Origin of the sequence: Mesorhizobium sp. M7D.F.Ca.US.004.03.1.1 (assembly GCF_003998635.1) — a bacterium.
GTDB lineage: Bacteria > Pseudomonadota > Alphaproteobacteria > Rhizobiales > Rhizobiaceae > Mesorhizobium > Mesorhizobium loti.
This window is the reverse complement of sequence record NZ_RZQG01001389.1, coordinates 1-1,092: the sequence shown is the minus strand read 5'-3', so window position 1 is coordinate 1,092 and position 1,092 is coordinate 1. Positions and strand designations below refer to the sequence as shown.

Annotated in this window: 2 pseudogenes; one reads left to right on the top strand and one right to left on the bottom strand. The window is 62.5% G+C overall.

The features are described from left to right. Window positions 1-390, bottom strand: a pseudogene (locus EN935_RS37320) (flagellar biosynthetic protein FliO); the annotation flags it as partial. A 223-nt stretch (window positions 391-613) separates the two neighbouring features. On the opposite strand from EN935_RS37320, the pseudogene EN935_RS37315 reads away from it, so the two are divergent. Further along, window positions 614-1,072: pseudogene (locus EN935_RS37315) on the top strand (PAS domain-containing protein); the annotation flags it as partial. Window positions 1,073-1,092: the final 20 nt, after the last annotated feature.

Below are 1,092 nucleotides of genomic sequence, written 5' to 3'. Positions count from 1 at the left end.
GGGTTGCGGCGGACGCGGCCTTGCTGCTGCCGGGGCCGCAGTGGCCGGGACCGGCTGCAAGCCGCCGTCTCCGGTCAATGCCGGACGGCGTAGTGCCGAAAGACGGATATCGCGCTCGACGACGACGTCGGTCGGGCCGCCGATCAAAAGCAGGTGCTCGATGTCATCGCGGCGCACCAGCACCAGCCGGCGATGGCTGTCGACGGCGGTGGCATCCATGACGGCCAGCCGCGTCTTGCGGTTGCGGCCGCCGGCAACAAAGGTTCCGAACGTCAGATTGCGCACCAGCTTGATGATGACGAGAACGATGACCAGCAGGACAAGTGCTGCAAACGTCCACAACAGTGCTGCGGCATAACCAGGGCCCGCCACGCTATCCAGCCATTGCATTGGTTACCCCTGATTGCCCTTGGAAGTGATGCGACACTAGACCGTTGCGGCGGGCCACCGCAAGTTGCCTTTCACGCTGGTGAACAGCTAGAAAACTCCGAAGGCCGCAAGACCATCATTTTTATCTGACATTTGCCGCCCAGGCCTTTTCCGGACTAGGAGAATGTGATTCAACCCGGTACGGGCGGGTGTCGGAACACCGGAATTCACGAGCAGGGGGCATATGGCCAAGGAAGCGCGCGGCGATTTCTATCCGGTACCGATCGTCGACCAGAATACGCGACCGGGCGCGGTCACCCGGCTTATCATTTTCATCGTCGTTCTGACGGGGGCGGCGATCGTTTTCGGTCTGTTCCGCGAGCGCCTCGGGGATCCTTTTCTGCTCGGCATGCTCGGCGTGCTGGCGATGATCGGCGTTGGCTTCCTGTTTGCCACAGCGATCGGCTTCGTGCAGGTCACGCCACGTTCGACGGGCGACGAACTGTCGAAATCCTTCGTCGATTCGATGTCGCAGGGGCTTCTCGTCACCGACACCAAAGGCCGTGTCGTTTACGCCAACCGCGCCTATGCCGACATGACCGGAGCGTCGTCGGCGGCCGACCTGAAGACGGTCGAGGGGTTGCTCTCGGATGTCCCTGAAGCCTCGGTGACGATCTATCGCCTGGCGTCGGGCCTGCGCGACGCCAGGCGATAGATCGTCAC